The sequence below is a fragment of the Nostoc sp. CMAA1605 genome, from assembly GCF_021596505.1.
In the GTDB taxonomy this organism is placed as follows: domain Bacteria; phylum Cyanobacteriota; class Cyanobacteriia; order Cyanobacteriales; family Nostocaceae; genus Trichormus.
In genome coordinates this window covers 45397-62005 of the sequence record NZ_PJIZ01000034.1, presented here as the reverse complement: position 1 = coordinate 62005, position 16609 = coordinate 45397, and the positions used below count along the sequence as shown (strand labels likewise).

The window sequence follows — 16609 nt, the reverse complement described above, 5'->3', positions numbered from 1 at the left end:
CAATTCTGGCGATCGCGGGATCAATCCAAGCGTTGCCATTGTAAGTAACCCTGACAGCTTCCAATAAGTTATCAAACTTAACATCTTCATACAGTAAGAGTCAGCCCCAGCCGCAAAAGCAGCTAAAACAGCCTCCTTATTATCCTGAAGTGTAAGAATTAGCACTTTTGTTTCTAGCTCTTTGCCATTAGCTGTGGCTTTTAACTCCCGTGTTAATTCAATGCCATCTTTATCAGGTAAACCAATATCGACAATTGCAATATCAGGTTGTACCATTTTTAACATATTCAATCCTTCAGCCGCATTAGCAGCTTCTCCTACAACTTCTATTCCTTCCCTTTGCGATAAAGCTGTACGAATACCTACACGAGTCAGGTCATGATCCTCAATCAGCGCAATCCGAATTTTACTCATATTTAACTTCTACCCGTTACGCTACCTTAACTTTAAAACTGAGTTTACGGACAAGACTTAGATAAATACTGTGTAAATAATTGTGTCTGCCAATAATATACTTGTTACTAAGTATCTACTCATCTCAACTTGATGGAATTCTTATCCATTTTGGCAATGATCACGACCTTTTGATGAATTATAAGCTGTTTTTATAACCTGCTGCGGCTAACAAAAATGACAATACCCATAGGTGAGTTTTCCGCAGATCAGTGTTTTAGCTGGTTGGATTTTGCTCAGAAACTGCCAGACACCCTATTAAAAAATTTGATAAACTATCGTTCTAGATCATCTGGTGTGAGACTAATTTAATTAAGAGAAAGGCTATGTTTCAAGCCCCTAAAGAGTTTTCAGTTTTGGGAATGCCTGTCCATGTGATAGATAACTATCCCAGTTGGTTGCTAGATTGCTGGCAAAACAACCAAGGCACTCATGTCATCACCCTGAATGCAGAAATGACCATGCAAGCACAGCAAAATCCCACTTTAGCAAAAATCATTAAAAGTGCGGATTTAGTCATTCCAGATGGTGCAGGAGTAGTTTTATATTTACGTTGGCTACTGTGGCAAAAAGTTAATCGTTGTCCAGGAATTGAATTGGCTGAAAAGCTGTTATGTGCCGTTGGACAACAACAGACAGACAAAACAGTATTTTTCTATGGTGGCGCACCTGGAGTAGCCGCAACAGCAGCCGAGTTTTGGCTACAAAAAAGTCCTGGTTTGAATATAGCTGGTACTCATTCTGGCTACCACACTCCCGAAGAAGAACAACAACTAAAACAAACCCTAGCCCAACTGCAACCGCAGATAATTTTGGTAGGTTTAGGAGTACCACGCCAAGAATTATGGATTTCCCAAAACCGCCATTTGTGTCCCCATTCTATTTGGATTGGTGTAGGTGGAAGCTTCGATATTTGGTCAGGGACAAAATCTCGTGCGCCATCGTGGTTGGCTGATAACAATTTGGAATGGCTATATCGACTGTATCAAGAGCCTTGGCGTTGGCGGCGGATGTTAGCTTTGCCGCAGTTTGCAGTGAAAGCCTGTATTTATCACTTGACAGCTAAGAGTGCGGCTTGAGGGGATTGGGGACTGGGGATTGGGGACTGGGGACTGGGGACTGGGGATTGGGGATTGGGACAAGGTAGACAAGGTAGAGTTTATTTCTCAACCCACCACTGACTACTCATTACTCAGCACTCAGCACTCAGCACTCAGCACTCAGCACTCAGCACTCAGCACTCAGCACTCAGCACTCAGCACTCAGCACTCAGCACTCAGCACTCAGCACTCAGCACTCCCTAACCTAAAGGGTGCGAAAAATTTTGAATTTTCTGTGTCAGATTTGTGATTCCTAAGTATTTCTTGGGAATCATTGTTTTTAGTCAACAGTCATTAGTCAAAAGTAGCATTAATCAATGCCTGTATTAACAACGCCCTTAACTACTGAAAATTCTCAGGATGGCGAACAGCAACATCTCGATGGTGGTGATGGTCACATAGTACAGTTACGGTCTGTGACTAAAACTTATGGTAACGGCTGTCCTGCTTTACTAGATGTCAGTTTAGAGGTAAAAAAGAAGGAATTTTTATTTATTACTGGCCCTAGTGGTTCGGGTAAGTCAACGCTGTTAAAGCTTTTGTATGGTGAAGAGTTGCCTACACAGGGAGAAGTAATTGTGAGTGATTGCAATGTTTCTGATTTGCGGGGCGATCGCTTATCATTATTACGACGCAAAATTGGCATTGTGTTTCAAGACTATAAACTGATTCCTCAGCGCACAGTGTCAGAAAATGTCATGTTTGTTTTGCAAGCACAAGGTTACACTCGCAAGGAAATTCAACGCCGCTTAGAACCTACATTGAAACTGGTAGGGTTACTTTCTAAAGCTGATTGTTTTCCTGATCAACTTTCTGGCGGTGAACAACAGCGAGTCAGTATTGCACGGGCAATTGTAGGGACACCTCCTCTACTGTTAGCTGACGAACCTACAGGTAATCTTGATCCTGATAACTCCTGGCAGGTGATGCAAATTCTGCAAAAATTAAATTCCTTTGGGGCAACTGTGATTGTCACTACACACGACGAACAATTAGTACGTAGGTGTAATCAACCAGTGGTACAAGTTCGTAACGGTAAACTATATAGGCAATCAATTAAAAAGGGTAAATAATATTGGGGCATGGGGAATGGGGAATCGGGCATTGGGCATTGGGCATTGGGCATTGGGCATTGGGCATTGGGCATTGGGCATAGTTTTGAACTTCGCCCTTACACCCTTACACCCTTACACCGTTACACCCTTACACCCCTAAATAGAAGCTCGTTCCTTGACTTTAGTTACTAAAGGCCTGAGAGTTGGTAAGGGCGTAGATGATTGCGATCGCTCGAAAGTTTGTAAACTCTCAAAGGCTGCTTCCCGAATTGCGGTTTCTTCTTCTCTGCTCAAGAGAAAATGTAAACATTGGACGATATCTTGCTGTAGTGCAGGGTCAAGTTTATGACGGTTGACTATTTTAGTTAAGCGACGAACGGCTATTAAACGTTTGATTGCGTCTGTTTCTGTGAGATCGAGTAGCAATTTCTCAAAGTTGTCTGCTTCACGATGGCTATAAAAATTGATAATCTGCCAGACTAATAAAATTAAAGTTAATAAAGTTCCTAGACCTTGGACAATAGTTCCAGCCGCTATCCAATGACTATGAGAATCAGCCCAAATTGCTGCCGCCATATAGGTGCTGAGGGTAGCGATTCCACCACTGCTGACAGCTAAGATTAACTGACGGTTGGGACTGTTGAGAAATTTCTTGATTTCTTCCCAAGGTAATTGGTAATGCCATTTGTGCATTGAGTGGACTATTAACATGATGCTAATCCCAACTAGCAATGCTAACAGTAATTTCCAATTCCACAACAGCATGGCAACAAGCAATGTCAAAAAACCGAGAATTGCTCCTGGTTCCGAGAGACGTTGCATAGTTCGTTGCTTAGTGGCTTTGGTTTTCAACTCTGGAAGCAGCCTCTCAGGTATCTGGTTGATCAATTGCTGCCAAGAATATACAGCCTTTGCCACAGTGTTTACCTACCTACTTACAAAATATACATATGGATTGCACTCAGTATGGTGAAGTTAGCCAGTCAAGCAATTTTAGATTGTGGATTTTAGATTGACTATCTTCTCTACAAGAGGTTGCGCCAACTTAGCAGACACAGCACAGCTAGTCTTACAGACTTGCCGCAGAATTTAAAATCTAAAATTCGGAGGGTCAAAGAAAGCTGAAAATTTCAGCATATCCTACCTGGTCACTTTACCTTTACTCAGTAATATAAATCGAATATCAATATTACTCCATAAGCTTATCGGTGCTGAAGTCAGAAAAACAGGTTTTACTACCGAATTTTTGAGTTTTGGGTATAAAAATAATATTGAATGTATTCTTAGGCACTTAAGTATAGTCAGAAGCAGATTTTACTGCCACATAATCAAAGTGTGTTTCCCTACGCCACTTTCTAGTTGTTTAAAGACAAAAACGAAATTCATCAATGGTAAATTGACCATCGAAAGCGCAGAAGGTGATGGAGTGAATATTTTTAGCAGCAACAGACAATAGGATGTTCGGGGATAAGGACGAATCGGAGTTGGCTAGATTTGCGCTAGGTAGAATACTTTGGCAGAGTAATTGGCGATCGCTATCATAAGCTGAAAGCACTAATCGTTGTGAGCTGGTGACACTCGCACTCACCCAGTTGACAGGTTGTAAGAAAGTGGCTTCTAAAAATCCACCTTTGGGAGAACCCATTAATACTGTTGATCCTAGTTTGGTAGGAAAGGCAGGGTTAGAAGGTTGTATGGCGATGGAGTTCTGAAAAATTACACCCCATTGCTCGTATTGATGCTCAACCACTTCAAAGCATTTTAAATCTTCTAGGTTCAAACAGATACAAGTCGGTACGTCTACAGTAAAGTGTGCAGTCGCTTCTTCTAATTGACTGCGCTTGGCTGAAGCTATGATTTGATTCTGTACATCAGACTGTTCGATTCTACATATGTCGGGTTCAAGTTGTGACACTTGCGCTGATTGGAGAGTTACCTGCTTACCCACAATTTCCCACCTTACCATTAACCAGAGAAACACTATTCTGAGCTAGATACACCACAGCGATCGCCTTAACCCTTGGTGCTGATGATGTACAGCCGTCCTTAACGAACGCTTTCACTCTTTTAAGAATAACAAAACTATCCGTAAGTTTTCTGTAGACTATCACAAAAAACCCACTGCCAAGTATTGTCTAAGTAATACTATTTACCAAAATTAAAACTAAGGAAACCTTGCCATATGGTGTTTTTAGGCAAAATAAACTTTTAGACCGAAAAAATAAATACTGAATCTTTACAAGTAAACTGGTGATTTTACATCTACTTAATCTGACGCTAGCCAGAGGTTAGAAAATGATTGTTTAAAGATAATGGATGGGGATTGGGGACTGGGGACTGGGGACACTTCGACAAGCTCAGTGCATCGCTGGGGACTGGGAATTGGTGATTGGGAAAGTCAAAACCCATCCCTATTGACTGTTGACTATTGACTATTGACTAAAAACTATGATTCAACCACAGGGATTTGAACAACGTTCAATCATGACATCGCTGGGGAAAATGGCGTACTACACCGCCACTGGCGCACTTTGGCAAGAAAACACCTCTAAAAAGACTGGAAAAGAAACTTTAGTGTTTTTACATGGCTTTGGTGGCGGTTCTTCTGCTTATGAGTGGTCAAAGGTTTATCCAGCTTTTGCGGCGGAATATCGCATTCTCGCACCTGATTTAATTGGGTGGGGTCAATCTGAACATCCAGCGAGAAACTATACGATTGATGATTATTTGACGACGATTCGGGAATTTTTTGAGCAGACTTGTACAGAACCGGTGAGTGCGATCGCCTCTTCCCTGACAGCCGCATTTACAATCAGAGTGGCGATTACCCACCCCAATTTATTCAAATCGCTAATTCTGGTGACACCTGCGGGACTTTCGGATTTTGGTGAAGACTATTCCCGCAGCTTGTTTGCTCAAATTGTCAGTGTGCCGATTGTTGACCGCTTACTATACAGCACAGGGATTGCTACTAGCGGCGGTATTCGGAGTTTTCTAGAACAGCGACAATTTGCCCAATCTAGCAGGGTTTACGAAGAGATTGTGCAAGCCTATCTCACATCAGCCCAACAACATAATGCTGAGTATGCAGCCTTATCTTTTGTGAGGGGTGATTTGTGCTTTGATTTATCACTCTACATTCAACAATTGCTTACTCCCACCGCCATTATTTGGGGTCAAAAGTCCCAATTTACGGGGCCAGATATAGGCCGCCGCCTAGCAGAGAAAAATCCCCAAGCCATCCGCGCGTTTCAACCTCTAGAAGACGTAGGTTTAACACCACAATTAGAACTACCATCTGTCACCATCGGTCTAATTCGCCGATTTTTAGGATTGCTGAATGAATAGGGCATGGGGCATGGGGCATGGGGCATTGGGCATTGAAGTAATGTTTACCTTCTCTACCTTATCCACCTTGTCTATCCCTATTCCCTAGTCCCCAGTCCCCAGTCCCCAGTCCCCAGTCCCCAGTCCCCAGTCCCTAATGACTATTGACTAATTCCCGCAATTTCTCCGCAACTGCACCAGTAGTCAGTAATTCTTTGGCTTTAACTATACCAGCTTGCATATTGCTACAAATTCCACTGCGCCAGAGGTAAAATCCGCCATTCCATAGGGCTGTTTGCATGAGTTCGTTGGGTTTTCCCGCCAATACTTCCTGCATCTGGTCTAGTAGTTCTGTGGTGGTGTTTAGGGGTACATTTTTGGTGGTGAAGCCGTAATCATGGGGTGAAAGTAGTAATCTTTCTATGTCTTGGGGTGGTTGAGATAAGGCGATAATAGCGGTGCGATCGCGTGGTAAATCACAACTGCCTTCTAGTCCTTTAACTAAGGTAAACTTTGTTACTCCTCGTAGTCCCAAGGCTGTCTGAAACATCCCTTCTGTGGGTGGATGGACAAACCCTGTTACAAGATGAGTTTCACCAGCGTAGGGACACCAAATTAATTCCATTGTGGCAAAGGGTGGACGTTTACCTAACTGGTCACGGTATTCCCAAATACTGTTAGTTAAGGGAAAATGCTTTGGTGTATATACAAAACCAATGCCTGTTTTCTCTAGGATGGCTTGGGTGTTTGCTAGTGAGAGGCTAGTCCAATCGACTCCTAAACCTTGCCAAATTTCTACTAATGGTAAACCGTATTTGGTGGGGAGGCGATCGCCGCCGTGCATAATGACTGGTTGACCTGCTGTGGCTAGTATCAGGGCTATGATGGGGCTGATGGGTGCTGTTCTGGTTCTGCCATCATAGGGTTGACCAAGTACCATAACTGGGTGTGTAGAGGTAATTGCCGACAGTTTTGGCCCTAGTTCCTCATAAGCATCTAACATTCCCGCTAATTCTTCACCTGTGGGACGTTTGATGCGATGGGCAATCAAAAACGCACCAATTTGGGCTGGTGTAGCTTCACCCAATAACATCATTTTAGTGGCGGTGGCAGTTTCTGCACGAGTTAAACTCTCGCTGGTATGATTGCCACTGCCTACTTTTTTCAGCAGATCCCTGAATACAATGCTCATAAAACGTAGATGGTCAACAGTCAATGGTCAACAGTCAATAGTCAAGCTTGATACTGGGTACTATTGACAGTAGACATTTGACTAATCATAGCTTTAAGCAGGCGATCGCTGTTGCTGAAACTATAGATGAAATAGAATCTCATCTATGTTGTTAAAAGGTGAAAGTTGTACGTAATACGCCTACAGTTGTGGTGTCATTATTGCTATTACCTTCTGGGTTGAATAAAACAAACGCCCCTGGGGTAATACTGACATTATCGCTAACTTTCAGGCGATAATAGGCTTCTAGGTGGTAAGGAGTCGCCCGATTTTCACCTTCTGGGGTGAGTGAAGCTTCTCCACTAGCGTCAACACGGTGGAGTGGTTGACCAAAAAGAATCCCCGCCGCATTTCCCTGTTTAAATAAATCTCTAAAGTGAACCCCTACCATCCAGCTAGTAAAATTAGTGGAAGCGTCTACACTATTTGAGGAATCATCCACAAATAACGCTGCGCCATAACCAGATAAGGCTATTTGGGGAGAGAATCGCCAAGTTACCGTCCCCCAACAGAATTAAGTTGGACTGGTGTTCCCAAAGGTACGCCAGCTAAAGCACCGATATCATTTCTGATTAATCCTGTGCCTAAAATATTGATTTCGTGATAGCTATGGGAGTAATTTAAACCAATATCTAAATCACGACTAGGTTTGAAGGTTAATTGAGCAGCAATTACACTACTACCACTAAATAAGCCGCCACCTAATGGTGTATTAGAAACGTCTGGGGCGACTTCATTGGGAGATTTTTCTGGGAGATTGGCATTGACACTGCCATATAAAGCTCTAAAATCCAGACTTGGAGAAATGCTGTAAATAAATCCAGCCGCCGATGCTAAACCAGAACCAGAAGTTCCCCCAGAGACGCGTAATACAGGGTTTAATCCGCCAAAACGGGAAATGGATTCTTGTCCTTCACCATAAAAGGGTGTAATTGCTGGAAAAGCATCGGATGTTTCAGCCGCAGTCCCCGCAAACAAGGTTAATTTATTGCTAACGGGGAAGATATAGAGCAATTTATAAAGTTCAAGATTATTTGCCCCAACATTAGACAAATCTTTGACATTAAGTCCTGGAAATTGTGGCTCGAAACTAGTCCGCGCACTACTAGCACTGAGTAAATCAGAAGATAATCCTAAACTATTTTGTAAGCTACCTTGACCACTTACTCCGCCTAAAAAATTGTGAGCTTGTAAACCGGTAATTAATAAATCTTTCCCTGTGAAGCTAGTGGTCAGATTTAACCGCACTCGATTCACTAAGATGGGGTTGGGGTCACTTCTCCCAGACGCACCACCGGTAGCAGCAAGAGCAGCAATAATTACTTCTCCACTGAGTTTAGTAGTAGTAGAAAACTGATTGGCTTCTAGTTGTGCAGTTCGACCTTCTAAGGCATCTACTCGACCTCTCAATGTTGCCAATTCTGCCGCAAATTGTTCTTGCAGTTTTTGCAAGGTGGCTAAATCTTCTTTTTTAACTAAATCCGCAGTTGCAGTGGCTATCAATTCATTGATGCGCTCTAAACAAGCATTTAAACCGGCGGCGAATTCATAACGAGTCATGGCGCGATCGCCACGATAGGTCAAATTTGGATATCCTGCAATACAACCGTAACGCTCAACTAGAGATTGTAAGGCTTGAAACGCCCAGTCAGTGGGTTGTACATCAGATAATTGAGATACAGATGTGACTTGTGCAAATGCGTCTGATGTTTGCTGAGTTTGTGCAGAATTAGTCGGAGAGTCTAATTTTGTATCTGCATTGTTTTGTTGTGCTTTTGCTGAAGATAAGTCTTGCTGATTAGTATTATCTGTTAGTAGTAATTCATCAGCAAGAATTGTTTCTGAATTAGTTTTATTTATACCATCTTTAGTGTTAGCTAATTTTTGGTCGTTAAGCTCTGCGTTAGTGATGGCTTTAACGGGCAAAACGCCAGAAATTAGGCATAATAAAATTACTCCCCCAGAAGAAGCTAGTAGATGTTTGTTCATGATTGATTCCAAGATGTATGCAGTCAAAAAGCCTGATTTAATGTTACTGATAAGTAAATCTAAAGTCCGTTGATCAAGTTAATCTAGTTAAGTTTTTCCTTGATTATTTATACAGGATTTTTGCTAAATTCACTTATCAAAGCATTGGTTAATAATGCAAGTATTAACTAATAGTAAATACTATTTTGAGAGATAATTAACAAGCGAAACTATTGATAGTTTCTATAGTTTCCATTATTTAAATCATGGTTAAATGAATACATTTTTATGATATGTGCGGAAAATGTTGCTGTGGCTGGTTCAATTTCTGATTTCAAGTACAACGACTGGAAAAAAACAACTTATGTTAAGTAATGAAAAACTATTATAGCCTTTCCCAGTCTGCTGAAGTACAATTGAGCAAATAAAGCTGTACATACTAGTCTAGGGTAAAAATGAAAGCATATTCCCTCGATTTGCGTCAAAAGATACTGGATACATATTTAAAAGATGGAATATCACAACGAAAGTTAGCAGAAAGATTTGGTGTAACTTTAGGATTTATAGAGAAATTACTGAAACAGTATAGAGAAACAGGAAATATCGCACCGAAAGTCAGAACACAACAAACGCCACCAAAGCTAAACTCTCAGCAATTGAATGTGCTTCAGGAAATAGTAGAAGCCAAAAATGATGCCACTTTATCAGAAATTCGGGAGCTACTCAAACAAAAAACAGGAATAACCATTGGAATTTCGACAGTAGACAGAATGTTAAAGAGGATGGAAATTAGCTTAAAAAAAAACATTGCACGCCGCAGAAAAAGATACTCCAAGAGTTCAATCGTTAAGATTACAGTTTTGGCTACAAATACGAGGAATACCAGCCCAAAAGCTGATATTTCTAGATGAAGCCGGAGCGAATCTATCTTTGGACAGACAGTCTGCTCGTGCCAAAAAAGGTGAAAGAGCGCATGGTCAAAGACCGCAAAAACGTAGTAAAAATGTTTCGATAATTGGTGCAATTGGTTTGAGAGGAGTCGTTAGCCAATACAGTATTTTAGGAGCGACTGATGGTCTAACATTTGAGGCTTATATTTCGCAAAAACTAGTTCCGAAACTGAAGAAAGGTGATTATGTAATCATGGACAATTGCTCAATTCATAAAGGTGGGGATATTGAAAAACTCATCGAATCTGCTGGAGCTAAGTTGATTTATTTACCACCGTATTCTCCTGATTTTTCACCCATTGAAAATTGTTGGTCAAAGATTAAGAATGCACTCCGTTCTATCGGTGCTAGGAGTTATCCAGATTTAGTAATAGCAATTGAAACTGCTTTTAGCCAAGTCTCTTTAGATGATATTTTTAATTGGTTTACTCATTGTTGTTATTGTACTTCACTAGACTGAGAAAGGCTATAGGATTCAGTTCGTAGTAAGGACTTTAGTCCTTTCTTGTGAACTAGGCGTTGCTGATTAATGGGATGATTTATGTTTCGCGCATACCGCTAAAGCGGAACCCGTTCGCGTTAGCGTCTCCGTTCGCGTAGCGTCCCGCAGGGAAGGAGAAGGGTAGGCGCAAAGGCGCAAAAAATCAGTAATTTACTTTGCTAGAAAAGCTTAATTCATCCCGCATTTATGCAACGCCGTGAACTAAAGTTCACACTACAAACCTTGAATTACTTACCCTGTGACTCTTAAGATGCTTCTTGCTGTTGTTCAAACTGTTGGCGGATATTGTCGCGCACAAGTTGCCAAAAATGTTGTATTGGGGGAATTTGCAAGCGGTCTTGTGTTGTAACCATGACGACACGCCGAGAGAGGGTAGAATTATCAGACAATGCGCCACCGGTAGCTAAAGGACGAACCGCTAAGGTGGAGTCAAGGCGGGCTTCGACTAATGCAGATGTGGGAAGTAAGGCGATCAATTCACCTTGACGGACGACACCGCGAAATGCGTCTAGGGTGTTGACTTCTAAAGCGGCTTGCAGATTAGCTTCTAGGCGTTCAAATTTTTCTTGGATAAGACGCTGCATCCCGTAGCCATCTTTAAATACTACTTGGGGATAACGTACTACTTCTGACCAAGGGACAAATTCATATTGAGCGAGGGGATGATTAGCGGCGGTTAACAGTTCTATGGGTTCATCATAAAGGACTTCTACTACCATTTCTCGCCCGGTAGTGAGAAAGCGATTATTCATAACGATCGCTAAATCTACTAAACCATCTTTGAGGACTTTTAAGGCGCGATCGCTCCCCAAAGATGTCACCCGCAACTGTACATCGGGATAATCACGACAAAATTTCTGTAATATCGGCGGTAAATAAGAACCACACAGCGAATGAATCGCCGCAATACACAATTCCGGCTGCTTTCCGGCGATTAAATCTGTCAACTCTTGAGTCGCCGTTTCCCACTCTTGGCAAATTTTCCGGGCGCGAGGTAACAAGCGTTCACCACCTAAAGTTAACTTGGCTTGATTTGTCCGGTGAAACAACTCCAAACCCAAATCAGCCTCCAAAGACTGAATTTGGCGGCTAATAGTAGATTGAGTTACACCACATTTTTGGGCTGCTTTTTGAAAGCTACCAGTTTGGGCGATCGCTAAAAACGCTTGCAACTGCTCTAGTCGCATGGGATATGTAGCCTGAATTACATTTATGGCTCTATTTAAGTTAACGGATTTTGACTTTGAATTTGGTAGAGCTTGTTACAGCTTTTGGTTTCTTTATTAGGATTGGGGCATTGGGCATGGGGCATTGGGCATTGTGAAGGAGAGTAAAAATCTACCTTGTTCAGCTTTTCCACCTTCCAGCCCCCAGCATTTCAATATTTGGATTTTGACTTGACGATAGCGTAGCGTTAGCGACGCAGAAGCATCTTTATGGATTGGATTCAATCTAAAATCCAAAATCCAAAATCTAAAATTCCCAGTCCCCAATCCCTAATCCCCAATCCCCAGTCCCCAGTTACCCGTAATAATACTGAAACATTTACAACTCAAATTTTTTGCGTAATTTATCCAATAAATTCACGATTTTTCAAGGGATTCGGTATGGCTTCAGAAGAAATTCATAAACATCACATCAAGCTTTACTTAAAAAGTTGGTGTTTATTGTGTCCCTAAAATCAGGATTTTGCAAAGAAGCCGTAATGATACTACCATTATCGAAAAAATATAGTTATATTGGTAACACCAAAAGACACCCACATTCGAGCAATGAACCGTTTTCCTGATAACAACACAAACATACGTGATTACGGACTAGAGAGAAATAAACTAGCTCAAATGTGTGGTTCTGATAAATTATTTCGCGATCGCTACCAAATATTACGGATTTTAGGTAGGGGTGGTTTTGGTATAACTTTTGTTGCCCAAGATGCAGTATTACCAGGAAACCCCCAGTGTGTAATTAAACAACTCTGCCCGAAGGTTACTAGTAAAAAAGCCTGGCAGAATGCTTGTAAGCGGTTTGCCAAGGAAGCAAAAACTTTGGCCCAACTGGGTAGTCATTCTCAAATTCCCATGTTGCTAGATTACTTTGAAGGTAACGGGGAATTATATTTAGTCCAGGAATACGTCCAGGGTTGGAATTTAGCGCAAGAAATCAGAAAAAATGGTGTCAAGACGGAAACTGAAGTCAAACAGTTTTTACAGGACGTATTGCCAGTTTTACAATATTTAGAACAACATCAAGTCATTCACCGCGATATTAAACCCTTAAATATCCTGCGCTGTGCAGATGATCAGCGCATAGTATTGATAGATTTTGGTGCAGTCAAGGAAAACTTGCTGGATGTAGTTAATGATTCGCATAATCCCAGCTTAAACACTAATTTTGTTGGGACAATGGGCTTTGCACCCCCAGAACAATTATCTCTACATCCGGTATACGCCAGCGATATTTATGCTGTGGGTATGACTTGCGTTTATTTATTAACAGGCAAAAATCCCTTAGATATGGAACATGAAACCCAGACTGGGGAAGTGTGCTGGTATAAATATGTGCAGGTGAGTGATAGCTTTACTCGCATCTTAAATAAGATGTTGAAGTTTTCCCTCAGAGAGAGATTTCAGAAAGCCAGTGATGTAACTAGGGCGTTGAGGGCGGAAAAAGATATCCCACACCTAGCTAACTGCTTGACTACCCAACCAATCAGAAATCAACGTCCACAGCCAAAACCCACTACTCAAGAATATATACCGCCCATAGCCAGAACTGCGATCGCGATTCGGGAATGGAAAGCTAGACAGGAAGCTAAACAACAAGCCAAACAACAAGCTAGACAGTCTCAAAGAATATATTAGGGCATGGGGCATAGGGCATAGGGCATTGAGTTCAAATCTACCTTGTCCCCTTGTCCTCCTTGTACCCAATTCCCAGCCTTTCAATTTTGGATTGGATTCAATCTAAAATCCAAAATCTAAAATCTAAAATTCCTAATCCCCAGTCCCCAATCCCTTTTATTACGGAATCTTCTATAATTGGGGGAATAACTAATCAGGTAGAGATAAATTTAGTCAGGAAAGTGCTTTTATCTCCTGTCTCTTACCTGTTTGTCACAGCATTTACCAGATTTACCATATCAATCGCGCAAATTAGATCCCTGAATTCTTGAGGAAATCGGGGGGATATTTTAGTCAAGTCCATTTTTCACGCAGCCGCACTTATCAGAACATGATCTGCTGCTTAAATCCAGACTGTCCAAACCCTCAGAACTCTGATGGTAAAAAGTCATGCCAAAGTTGTGGTACTCCCTTAGTACCATTGTTAAGAAATCGCTTTCGTGTGATCCGAATGTTGTCGGATGAAGGCGGTTTTGGTAGAACTTATCTATCAGAAGATACTGATAAATTGAATGAACATTGTGTCATCAAACAATTAGCACCAAAGTTTCAAGGAACTTGGTCACAAAAAAAAGCGGTAGAATTATTTGCCCAAGAAGCCAAACGTTTACAAGAATTAGGGGAACATCCCCAAATTCCGACGCTGTTGGCTTATTTTGAACAAGATAACTGTTTGTATTTAGTGCAGCAGTTTATCAATGGACAGAATTTGTTAAAGGAATTAAAGCAACGCAAAAGCTATAGACCAGGTGAAATTCAAGCGATTTTACTTGATATCATACCTGTGCTGAAATTCATTCACGATCGCGGTGTAATTCACCGTGATATTAAACCAGAAAATATTATCCGTTGTCGCAGTGACGGACGATTAAATCTGATTGATTTTGGTTCTTCCAAACAGTTAACGGCGAAGGTGCAGAATTTCGGTACATCAATCGGTTCACATGGTTACTCACCCCTCGAACAAATTCGGGATGGGAAGGCTTATGCTGCTAGTGATTTGTTTGCTTTAGGGGCGACTTGTTTTCATTTATTAACAGGAGTTTCGCCGTTTCAATTGTGGATGGAACATGGCTATGGTTGGGTAACACATTGGCGGCAATATTTGCACCGTCCCCTCAGTCCAGATTTAGATTTTGTGTTGGACAAGCTGTTGCAAAAAGACCTCAAAGACCGTTACCAAACAGCCGATGAAGTCCTCAAAGATATTACACCGAAAGAACCACTTGCCCTGCCAGCCGCCGGACAGTCTTCAGGCAAAGTTCCCAGCACTCAAGTACATAAAACACCAACACCGCGTTTATCAATTTTGTCTGGGTTAGTTCGCATTGGGGTTTTAGTATCGGCTTTTATTTTGCTATTTGGGTTTAGTGAGTCTTGGTATTACCAATATCGCCGCATTTATAGCAGTTTATCTGCAAAACTCATGCCCCACCAGCAAAATTCTCCATCGGGGGAAGCGTTTTTAGTGCAGCCACAAAAGCCGATTTTGCAACAAGTGGTGTTAGCTAATACCCTCCCAGCACATGAAAATTCGGTGTCTTCAGTCGCGGTGAGTCCCGATGGTAAAATCATTGCTAGTAGTGGAGGCGATCGCACGATTAAGCTGTGGAATCTGACAACAGGTGCAGAAATCGCCACTCTGAAAGGACATTCAGCTACAGTGAATGCAGTTGTGATCAGTCCTGATGGTAAAACTTTAGTCAGTGGTAGTGACGACAACACTATCAGAGTTTGGAATCTGAAAACCCATCAGATGAGCAAAGCCATAGCAGCCCATAGCGATGCTATTCACGCCTTAGCTATCAGTCCCGATGGTAGAACTTTGGTAAGCGGGAGTGACGACAAAACGATCAAAGTTTGGAATTTAAACAGTGGTAGATTAATCACTACACTCAGAGGTCATAGATTTTGGGTGAGATCAGTAGCGATTAGTGCCGATGGTGAGACTATTGCTAGTGGTAGTTTTGATAAAACCATTAAAATTTGGAATTTAGCTGAGGAATCACTGATTCGCACCTTTGGCGGCAAAGGCGAAACAGTCACAGCGATCGCTTTTAGTCCTGATGGTAAAATTCTTGCTAGTGCTAGCCGCGATCGCACAATTAAATTGTGGAATTTACAAGCTGGGACAAGACTCCGCACCCTCAAAGGCAGTACAGAAACAGTCACAGCAGTTGCCTTTAGTCCTGATGGTAAAATTCTCGCTAGTGCTGGCCGTGATCAAACTATCAAACTCTGGAATTTAGAAACCGGCGATGAAGTTAGTACGCTGGAAGGACATGAAAACACGGTGACATCGGTAGCTTTTACGCCAGATGGTCAAAGTTTAGTCAGTGGTAGTGAAGATAATACTATTAGGATTTGGCGTGTTAATCAGTAGGGATTGGGGACTGGGGCATTGGGCATGGGGCATTGGGCATGGGGTAAGATTTTTTGGCTAATTTGGGTTGGTTAGTAAAGATTTATCTCAGGTTGATGGTTGGTGTGATTAACTGCTTTAGGTCATCTGTTATACTCTCTTGCAAGAGTGCAGAACCATGACAATTTCATAAAAATGTTTCCAAATAGCAGCGATGAGTGTTTGTTTTAACAATTCATACGCAAATTTTTAGCGGGGGTAGGGCGATCGTCAAAACCCTGATTCTTGCGTTGACCCCCGCGAATCGCTTGCTAGGCAAAGGTTTGAGTAGGGTATATAGATGCTTTATTGTCAATAATTTACACTTATTGACAGGTAAATTAGACCCCCCGCTAAAATGACTATCTCAAACCCTTTCACAGTCACGGTTCTAAAAGGGTAGGGTTTTCCATTTATTCCCCTTCACGGGGACGGACACGTACTGCTGAACTTCTTCAAGGGTTTTTCCCAAAAATGTTTTCCATTTATTCCCCTTCACGGGGACGGACACTGTAACACTGGACAATGCCAGTGGTTGCTGTGAAACTAGTTTTCCATTTATTCCCCTTCACGGGGACGGAAACTATTTCCTAATAGGTTTTCCATTTCTGCAATCAGGTTTTCCATTTATTCCCCTTCACGGGGACGGAAACGATTGAAAATTCCAGCCTCTTCTAAAGCTTTTTTTCATGTTTTCCATTTATTCCCCTTCACGGGGACGG

General features: G+C 41.8%; 13 protein-coding genes, 2 pseudogenes and 1 CRISPR repeat array (1 of these 16 cut by a window edge). Of the genes and pseudogenes, 8 read left to right on the top strand and 7 right to left on the bottom strand.

Annotation, left to right across the window (positions count from 1 at the left end; genetic code table 11):
* Positions 1-414 (bottom strand): annotated as a pseudogene (locus tag CV014_RS13945) (response regulator); the annotation flags it as partial.
* Positions 415-779: 365 nt separating this feature from the next.
* Between CV014_RS13945 and CV014_RS13940 the strand changes: the two are divergent.
* The 4 genes from CV014_RS13940 (at position 780) to CV014_RS30035 (ending at position 2768) form a co-directional block, all read left to right on the top strand.
* Complete coding sequence (locus CV014_RS13940; RefSeq protein ID WP_236142582.1) at positions 780-1532, top strand: WecB/TagA/CpsF family glycosyltransferase; 753 nt, start codon at positions 780-782, stop codon at positions 1530-1532.
* Complete coding sequence (locus CV014_RS13935) at positions 1522-1803, top strand: hypothetical protein (RefSeq protein WP_236142581.1); 282 nt, start codon at positions 1522-1524, stop codon at positions 1801-1803. The genes CV014_RS13940 and CV014_RS13935 overlap by 11 nt, the downstream gene beginning before the upstream one ends.
* 67 nt (positions 1804-1870) lie before the next feature.
* On the top strand, positions 1871-2626 hold the full coding sequence (ftsE, locus tag CV014_RS13930; RefSeq protein ID WP_236142580.1) for a cell division ATP-binding protein FtsE: 756 nt from the start codon (positions 1871-1873) through the stop codon (positions 2624-2626).
* Between the two features lie 16 nt (positions 2627-2642).
* A complete protein-coding gene (locus CV014_RS30035) occupies positions 2643-2768 on the top strand; it encodes a hypothetical protein (protein WP_268964686.1) in 126 nt (41 codons plus the stop codon).
* On the opposite strand, the gene CV014_RS13925 is transcribed toward CV014_RS30035, so the two are convergent.
* Complete coding sequence (locus CV014_RS13925) at positions 2765-3526, bottom strand: armadillo-type fold-containing protein (RefSeq protein ID WP_236142579.1); 762 nt, start codon at positions 3524-3526, stop codon at positions 2765-2767. The two genes, CV014_RS30035 and CV014_RS13925, sit on opposite strands and share 4 nt — an antisense overlap.
* Positions 3527-3971: 445 nt before the next feature.
* Positions 3972-4574: a hypothetical protein gene (locus tag CV014_RS13920; protein ID WP_236142578.1), complete on the bottom strand. Its 603-nt coding sequence runs from the start codon at positions 4572-4574 to the stop codon at positions 3972-3974.
* A gap of 482 nt (positions 4575-5056) precedes the next feature.
* On the opposite strand from CV014_RS13920, the gene CV014_RS13915 reads away from it, so the two are divergent.
* Positions 5057-5956, top strand: a complete 900-nt coding sequence (locus CV014_RS13915; RefSeq protein WP_236142577.1) for an alpha/beta fold hydrolase — start codon at positions 5057-5059, stop codon at positions 5954-5956.
* 133 nt (positions 5957-6089) lie between these two features.
* Here CV014_RS13915 and CV014_RS13910 read toward each other — a convergent pair whose 3' ends face one another.
* Positions 6090-7127, bottom strand: a complete 1038-nt coding sequence (locus tag CV014_RS13910) for an anthranilate phosphoribosyltransferase family protein (protein WP_236142576.1) — start codon at positions 7125-7127, stop codon at positions 6090-6092.
* Positions 7128-7278: 151 nt separating this feature from the next.
* Positions 7279-9155, bottom strand: a pseudogene (locus CV014_RS13905) (iron uptake porin).
* A 434-nt stretch (positions 9156-9589) separates the two neighbouring features.
* On the opposite strand from CV014_RS13905, the gene CV014_RS13900 reads away from it, so the two are divergent.
* Positions 9590-10544, top strand: a protein-coding gene (locus tag CV014_RS13900; RefSeq protein WP_236140973.1) for an IS630 family transposase whose coding sequence is annotated in 2 segments (ribosomal slippage) — positions 9590-9933 and positions 9932-10544 — 957 coding nt in all. Because the reading frame shifts where the segments join, the coding sequence is not laid out codon by codon here.
* Positions 10545-10831: 287 nt separating this feature from the next.
* Here the strand turns inward: CV014_RS13900 and CV014_RS13895 are convergent.
* Together CV014_RS13895 and CV014_RS13890 are read right to left on the bottom strand one after the other, a co-directional pair.
* Positions 10832-11773 (bottom strand): LysR family transcriptional regulator, encoded by a 942-nt coding sequence (locus CV014_RS13895; RefSeq protein WP_236142575.1) that lies wholly within the window; start codon positions 11771-11773, stop codon positions 10832-10834.
* A gap of 96 nt (positions 11774-11869) precedes the next feature.
* Positions 11870-12079 (bottom strand): hypothetical protein, encoded by a 210-nt coding sequence (locus CV014_RS13890; protein WP_236142574.1) that lies wholly within the window; start codon positions 12077-12079, stop codon positions 11870-11872.
* A 279-nt stretch (positions 12080-12358) separates the two neighbouring features.
* Here CV014_RS13890 and CV014_RS13885 point away from each other — a divergent pair, with 279 nt between their 5' ends.
* Together CV014_RS13885 and CV014_RS13880 are read left to right on the top strand one after the other, a co-directional pair.
* Positions 12359-13447, top strand: coding sequence for a serine/threonine-protein kinase (locus tag CV014_RS13885; protein WP_236142573.1), 1089 nt, complete (start codon positions 12359-12361; stop codon positions 13445-13447).
* Positions 13448-13817: 370 nt separating this feature from the next.
* On the top strand, positions 13818-15869 hold the full coding sequence (locus tag CV014_RS13880; protein ID WP_236142572.1) for a serine/threonine-protein kinase: 2052 nt from the start codon (positions 13818-13820) through the stop codon (positions 15867-15869).
* Positions 15870-16291: 422 nt separating this feature from the next.
* A CRISPR array of direct repeats spans positions 16292-16609; the repeat unit is 35 nt; unit sequence GTTTTCCATTTATTCCCCTTCACGGGGACGGAAAC (it continues 510 nt past the right edge of the window).

Bases quoted from the DNA above. Each gene is read 5' to 3' on its own strand.
- CV014_RS13940 (WP_236142582.1), top strand. From the start codon at position 780: ATGTTTCAAGCCCCTAAAGAGTTTTCAGTTTTGGGAATGCCTGTCCAT.
- ftsE (WP_236142580.1), top strand. From the start codon at position 1,871: ATGCCTGTATTAACAACGCCCTTAACTACTGAAAATTCTCAGGATGGC.
- CV014_RS30035 (WP_268964686.1), top strand. From the start codon at position 2,643: ATGGGGAATCGGGCATTGGGCATTGGGCATTGGGCATTGGGCATTGGG.
- CV014_RS13920 (WP_236142578.1), bottom strand. From the start codon at position 4,574: ATGGTAAGGTGGGAAATTGTGGGTAAGCAGGTAACTCTCCAATCAGCG.
- CV014_RS13915 (WP_236142577.1), top strand. From the start codon at position 5,057: ATGATTCAACCACAGGGATTTGAACAACGTTCAATCATGACATCGCTG.
- CV014_RS13910 (WP_236142576.1), bottom strand. From the start codon at position 7,127: ATGAGCATTGTATTCAGGGATCTGCTGAAAAAAGTAGGCAGTGGCAAT.
- CV014_RS13895 (WP_236142575.1), bottom strand. From the start codon at position 11,773: ATGCGACTAGAGCAGTTGCAAGCGTTTTTAGCGATCGCCCAAACTGGT.
- CV014_RS13885 (WP_236142573.1), top strand. From the start codon at position 12,359: ATGAACCGTTTTCCTGATAACAACACAAACATACGTGATTACGGACTA.
- CV014_RS13880 (WP_236142572.1), top strand. From the start codon at position 13,818: ATGATCTGCTGCTTAAATCCAGACTGTCCAAACCCTCAGAACTCTGAT.